Annotated in this window: 7 protein-coding genes; 4 read left to right on the top strand and 3 right to left on the bottom strand. The window is 32.9% G+C overall.

Annotated elements, in window-relative coordinates; all coding sequences use genetic code 11:
• The 3 genes from PLI06_10055 to PLI06_10045 all read right to left on the bottom strand — a co-directional run.
• The coding region (locus tag PLI06_10055; GenBank protein ID HOI77935.1) for an ABC transporter permease at positions 1-1988 on the bottom strand (1988 nt) is incomplete at its 3' end.
• On the bottom strand, positions 1966-2658 hold the full coding sequence (locus tag PLI06_10050) for an ABC transporter ATP-binding protein (protein ID HOI77934.1): 693 nt from the start codon (positions 2656-2658) through the stop codon (positions 1966-1968). The genes PLI06_10050 and PLI06_10055, both read right to left, overlap by 23 nt.
• Positions 2659-2692: 34 nt before the next feature.
• The gene (locus tag PLI06_10045; GenBank protein ID HOI77933.1) at positions 2693-3898 is read right to left on the bottom strand and encodes a hypothetical protein; all 1206 of its coding nucleotides are present in this window, start codon (positions 3896-3898) and stop codon (positions 2693-2695) included.
• A 209-nt stretch (positions 3899-4107) separates the two neighbouring features.
• On the opposite strand from PLI06_10045, the gene PLI06_10040 reads away from it, so the two are divergent.
• From PLI06_10040 to PLI06_10025, 4 genes are all read left to right on the top strand, one after another.
• Positions 4108-4572, top strand: a complete 465-nt coding sequence (locus tag PLI06_10040; protein ID HOI77932.1) for a DUF1003 domain-containing protein — start codon at positions 4108-4110, stop codon at positions 4570-4572.
• 128 nt (positions 4573-4700) lie between these two features.
• The gene (locus tag PLI06_10035) at positions 4701-5126 is read left to right on the top strand and encodes a hypothetical protein (GenBank protein ID HOI77931.1); all 426 of its coding nucleotides are present in this window, start codon (positions 4701-4703) and stop codon (positions 5124-5126) included.
• Between the two features lie 78 nt (positions 5127-5204).
• The gene (locus PLI06_10030; protein ID HOI77930.1) at positions 5205-6542 is read left to right on the top strand and encodes an FAD-dependent oxidoreductase; all 1338 of its coding nucleotides are present in this window, start codon (positions 5205-5207) and stop codon (positions 6540-6542) included.
• Positions 6543-6647: 105 nt separating this feature from the next.
• The coding region (locus PLI06_10025) for a hypothetical protein (GenBank protein ID HOI77929.1) at positions 6648-6870 on the top strand (223 nt) is incomplete at its 3' end.

Here is a 6870-nt window from a genome sequence, read left to right as displayed (position 1 = left end):
TAATCATTGTACTGAAAAGTAACTGTGTCCCCTATATCAAAGCCGAAAGTATCTACGCATTGAGTAGATACAATAATATTGTTCTTTCCTATATCTTCTTTCCCGAGGAGTCTTCCTTTAATTGTTCTAAAAGTAACTGGACTAATAGGATTGAATTCAAGATTCCTACCCCCCAAATTTACATTTAAACAATTCTCCTCTGCTGTTTTACGTTTCTCTTCAGTGAAATCACTAATATATCGAGATATAGATTTACCATTGATTTCTTTGATATCTAATGAAAACCCAGAAAATTCGCCTGTCGTTTTATATACAGTTTTAACCTCTTCCATCAAAAGAAGTCGTTCTTCCATGATGGAAATTTTGGAATCAGGTATACCATTTATTTGGATATCATAATCAGCAAATGATGTGAATGCATCAGCTACAAAATCTTTTAGACCTTCGCCAGTTGTAAGAACTCCACCCACACTACCCAAGCCTATCGATATTGCTAGAAGAGCTGTTGCGACCGTCCAATGATTTCTTTCAATGCTTCTAAGTCCCAACTTTAATGAGACTAGATTAAATGTAGGGAATCTAGAAGCGAATTTAATAACATACCTAGAAACGATTGTGAAAATAAACATTAATAGTATTAATCCATAAACTGCCAAAACTAAAAGTATTGAACGCAAATTTAAGTATAGTATTCCGCCAAAAACTAAAAAAGAAATAAATACTATTTTAGCGAATCCCCAATCCCTATAAAATGGCTTTTCGCCTTCCATATCTTTAAGTACAATTATTGGTCTAATCTGGCTTCCGATATAAGCGGGAACTATTTGAAACGTCAATACTGAGAACACCCCAACAAGGAATCCATATACTAAGATAAATGGGTCTATGACTAAACGTAAAACTGTATTGAATAAACCTCCAGCTATTAAAACTAGTTGAGTTGATATTAAAACTCCCAATACAACACCTAATAAACTACCACTAATCCCTAAAAATAGTGCCTCAAAAAGAAAGAAATTAATAACTTGGGAGCTTTTTATCCCAACTGCTTTCATGGTACCTATTTCTTTTTTTCTTTCTTTCATTGATATGAACATTGTTGTAATAATACCAATTGCCCCTACTAGAAGAGCTATGATACCAGCAAGACCGAAGAATTGCAAAACAGGTTTTAATGTTTGAATTGTTGCTTCATTCTGATCGATATAATTTGTTACATTAATTTTGTATTTATTTCGATCGACTAATTGAGTTTTAATTGATCTCTCGGCATCGAACATAAGAGAATCATTTTCTGTTTTAATAAAGATACTAGATGCATCTTTTTCTTCCAGTTTAAGGAGCTCCATCATTGTCTCGTGTTTTACTATACCCAAGCCAAAAATATCGGCAACTCCCCCTCCTTCTTTTACTATACCAACAACTTTAAATTCAGTTCTTCCATTATCTGAAAGAACTGGGAGGGTATCCCCAACTTTTAATTTAAGATTTTGAGCCAATATATCATTGACTGCTATATCATAAGGTTCTTTAATTAATGTATTAAATTTTGCACCTTTAGGTTCTAATACTGGAATCTCATCGTAAAGGGGATATTCTCCAAGCTCTATTCCCCTAAGGCCCAAAAAAGTCTGGGTCACTCCTTCCCTTTGTATGTCTGTACCTCTGACAGTATCTATTATATAGGTATAATCTTGAATTGTTCCGGTATCCTTCAAGAATTGCACAAATTCTTCTGTTTCTTTGAAATCAAATTCTCCTGTCCTAAATCCAATAGCTTCCATATCTAATCTCAAATCTCCTCCAAAGTAGTATTTGACACTGCTTTGAAGAGTATAGTCGACAGAATTTCCCATAAGACTGATTGCCACTATTGATGCTATGCTTATTGCAATCGCAAGTAAAGAAAAGAGAGTCCTTTGTTTTCTTCTTAAAAGGGAGGTTATAGCGTATTTTGAATATATGCTAATTTTTGAGTTTTCCAACATTTTTCTCCCTTTCCAGCCTACCATCTCTTATATAAATAATACGATCTGCAATTTTAGCTACTTCGTCAGAATGTGTAACTAAAAAAATTGTAGACCCGAAATCATCCCTAAGTCTTTGGAATAGATTTAATATTTTTAGTTCTGTCTTAGAATCCAAGTTACCTGTAGGTTCATCACCAAAAAGAATTTTAGGATTATTTATTAATGCCCTAGCGATAGCTACTCTTTGCTGCTCGCCACCACTCATCTCAGTAGGTTTATTATTTCTTCTGTGACTTAATCCTACTATCTCAAGAAGTTCTTCAGGATCTTTATTCTTTCCCTTAACAAAATAAGAAGGTAACATTACATTTTCAATTGCAGTAAGGGTTGAAACAAGATTATAAGCTTGGAAGACAAATCCAATTTTTTTACCTCTAATCTCTGCAAGTTTGCTCTCAGGAAGTCTAGTTATATCAATTCCATCAATTAGTATCTTGCCTGAAGTAGGTAAGTCTAAACCTCCGAGTATTCCCAAAAGTGTACTCTTGCCAGATCCCGAAGGCCCCATTAAAGCGACTATTTCACCTTTTTCTACAGCAAGGTCTATTCCACGCAAAATAGGAATCTGTACCTTCCCAAGAGTGTAGCACTTGAATAGGGCCCTTGCGTCAATTAATGGTGGTTCCATTTTTCTTTAACCTCTAAAGATTTTGAATTAATTGCTAAGAGGACTCTTTAGAAGACCCTTCTTTTTTTGATTTTCGTTTTTTTCTGTAAAGATAAATTCCACCAACAATTACCGCCAACAATACTATTGGAACTATCAAACTAGTAGCAATTTGAACTCCAGTGGCTTGAGGTACAGCATTAACAGAAACAAAGAATTCTTTTTCATCAGAGTGCGCTCCTTGATCGTCATTATATGTAATAGTGAGTTTACATTTAACTTCTCCACTATTAGTTCCAGAATTTAGAGCAAATACTCCATTGGCGTAATCATCTTTTAGAATCTTACCAAGATATGCTTCGCTGTCTCCAGTAAAAGGGGATTCTATTTTGACTTTAACATTGTCTGCATTAGTTGATCCAATATTTTCTATTTTTAAAGTTAATACAAAAGGTTGATTCTGCATAATTCTTGTGGGATCGGTTGTCTTTCTGCCAAGTTCTAATTGAGGTGTTCCAGTTATTTTTAATCCGAGAACTTCATTTTGTGTGTGTGTAACTCCAAGATTATCTTGGAAAGACAGTACTAAGGTCATTATATGATTCTTTGGAGTAACATTTTTCCCTATTGATAAATCATAAGATGCAACTATGTACTCCCCTGTTCTAACATCTTGAAATGTCTTAGTCAAGGAAGATGAAACAGGAACTATTTCAGGGTCTTGTGTATCCAAAGAAACTTTTAACCATTGTAGCCTATTTCCGCCAACATTTTTCAATCTGAGATTAACATTAAAAACCATTCCTGGGTCTACAGTTTTGCCTTTAACTCCGTTAACGGTAAAATCGTCTACACTAACAAGTGTATCGCCGATAACTTTAATCTCTATCTCTTCGCGGTAATTCCCTCTGTTCGTTTCAATAATTATTGGTATTTTATAATTTCCATATGCGGCACCACTGTCAACATCAATTACAAAAAACGCACCTTTTGGAATTGTTGTAAGATTTCCAATTACAAATTGGTCAGATTCTTTATTTGAGGCCGAAAAGGGAGGGGAAAGATCTAAATAAACTTTTACAGTTTGAAATTCCAATGAAGTCTCATTGTTAACAGTAATAGTAACTAAATTATTTTCTGTACCTGCACTAAGAGATGATCCTTGTATTACGATAATATCGAAATTTTTATCTGCTGCAGAAACAGACGTCCCAAATGCTAACAATAACATTCCAATTGTTAAATAAGTTATTAATTTCATAATATCACGTTCCTATGCTTGAAACACATATCTTGAGATTTTTATAATTAATCTTTTTATATGTTTTTCGACTACTTATAATTAAGGTTAAAACTTTAATATTTTTTACAATTTGAAGAATATAAACGCCCATATTTTAAACTAATTAAGCATTTAAATAGACAAAATAATTAATTTAAGAATTAAAGGAGGATTAATAAGGTGAAAATATGGATGAATTAATTTTTCCTGAGCCTTACAAACATGAACATGAAAAGATATGCGATGTTAATGAATTATATAATGAAAAACAAACATTTGGCGAAAAGGCATCTGATTGGGTTACTTCTAAGATTGGGTCTTGGTTATTCATATTTGTACAATCTGTAATTTTACTAGTATGGGTTTCTTTGAATATATCTGCATGGATTAATCAGTGGGATCCCTATCCATTTATATTCTTAAATCTAGTTGTTTCGCTAATGGCATCTTATACGGCGCCTGTAATAATGATGAGCCAGAATAGGCAAGATGCAAAAATTAGATTGGAGGCCCACACAGATTATTTGATAAATTTAAAAGCAGAAGAGGAAATTAGGGTAATATTGGATAATCTAAATGCACAAAACAATGCTATTCAAGTAATTTACCAAAAATTATCTTCTCTTGAAGATTCATTTAAAAACACTGAATAAATCTATTTTGATGTGATGAGTTGAAATATAAAAAATTTAAATCATTAGGCTTAATTTATATATTGACTTTCTTCCTATTTGGGGGGCTAAGTAATTTAATTCCCGAAAGCTTTATAGAGTGGGGCTATTTGGGCATATTTATTTCTGGCATATTGTATGTATTTTCTTTTACCGCCCCTATTGCGACTGCATTAATCCTAATTTTTTCTAGTAATAAAAATATTATTCTGCTAGGTTTGATTGCAGGCGTTGGTTCTTTAGTGGGCGATATGATAATATTCCATTTTATTAGGATATCATTTGCTGATGAAATAGAAGAATTTTCAAATCACAAATTATCCCTTTTTACTTTAAAGAAAATTCCTCGTAGATATCAAAAATATTTAGCATACATTGTAGGTGCCTTTTTTATAGCAACACCACTGCCCGATGAAATTGGAGTCACAATCCTTGCTTCGTCTAAGGAGGTAAAACTGAAACATTTTGGGATTGTTTCGTATGTACTAAATACAGGCGGCATTTTTTTGATAGTTTTATTACGAAATGTTTTATGAGTAAATATTAAAAACTGGCCGCAATTATACAAATACTAAACCTTAACTTTAAAAGGTCTTTATTTGTTTATAGTAAACATGCCAAAACACCTTGTCGTAATAGGTGCTGGAGCTGCTGGGCTACCCGTTGCATCGCAAGTTAGACGAAAAAATAAAGAAATAGAAATAACTGTCATTACTGATCGTGAATATTTTGCTTACAGTCCCTGTGGCATACCGTTTGTAATTTCTGGAATGATAAATTCATTTGAGACTCTTATTCTTAGGGACATAAAGTACTATGAAGAAATGAATATTAAAATCTTAAATAAAACTACAGTAAATAAAATAGATTTGGATGACCGTGAGGTCTTTTTTGGCGATGAGAAAATAAAATATGATATATTGGTTATAGCTAGTGGTGCAAAACCAATAATACCACCAGTACCAGGAATAGATCTTGATGGCGTATATTTTTTAAATTCATTAGAGGATGCCTTGAAAATTTCAAATTCATTGAAAAATACAAAATCTCCAACTATTATAGGTGCCGGTGCAATTGGCCTTGAGATGGCCCACGCCTTTCTAAAAAAAGGCCTTAAATCAAGAATTATTGAAATGAAAGATCGGGTTCTCCCAAACATGCTAGATAAAGACATGAGCAATATTGTGGAAGACTATTTATCTCCTTTAAATATGAAAATCCACACATCTACAACCGCTTCTTCTATTTTGGGCGAGAAAAAAGTAAACCATGTGAAGGCCAATGGAAATGAGTTCGAAACAGATTTAGTTCTCGTGTCTGTAGGGGTCAGACCAAATGTTGAATTAGCAAAGAACGCAAGCATTGAAACTGGTAGCACGGGCGGGATAGTTACTGATGCTTCGCTAAGGGTAAAAAGAAAAGGTAAATTTGTTAAGAATGTGTATGCTTGTGGCAATTGTGTTGAAGTTACAGATATTATTACCCATAAATCTACAATTAGTGCATTGGGGTCGACAGCAATCCGTCAAGGTGTCGTAGTGGCAGATAATATACTAGGTAAAAACTCTATTTTTGGACCAATATCAAGCCCGAGTATTGCAGTTATTGGTGAATTAGAAGTTGGTACAGTAGGAGTTACAAAAGAAAAAGCACTTGAATACGGAATTATTCCAATAGAAGGTAATGCTAAAGGGTTAACAAGGGCCAAGTATTACCCAAGGGGAGAAGATATCTATGTTAAGATTCTATCAGACAGCGATTACAGGGTCATTGGCGCACAAGTTATTTCAAAAGAAGGAGTTAAAGGGAGAATTGATGCTATGTCCCTTTTAATAGGTAGAAAAACAACTGTACATCAAGTTGCAACTTCTGAAACTTCCTATGCTCCACCAATCTCAAGTGCTTTAGATCCACTAACAATGGCTGCAAGAAAAATAATCGGTTCTGATTGAATATATCACACAGAAACTTATGTATTTTAAAAATAATTAATTATTAAATAAATTTTATATTTGATTTAAGGAATTCTTAAATATAGATTCAAGATACAAAAATATATGGGGAAAAGATTTTCTATTATTCTTTTTTTATTAGTGGGTATTTTATTTTTTTCATTGATGTTTATGTCTGAAACACAAAAATTAAACGTACAATTGAAATCAAATTATGAGCTAGAAGGTAAAATAACAGAATCTTATACAATCCTTCAAGAAACTAACTCTTCTTTAATTGAAAAAAGATTGGAACTTGATGAAAAAATTCAATATAAAAATAATCTAA

Source organism: Methanofastidiosum sp. (assembly GCA_035362715.1).
GTDB lineage: Archaea > Methanobacteriota_B > Thermococci > Methanofastidiosales > Methanofastidiosaceae > Methanofastidiosum.
Note: the sequence above shows the minus strand (reverse complement) of the source record. Positions and strands in the feature narration are given on the sequence as shown.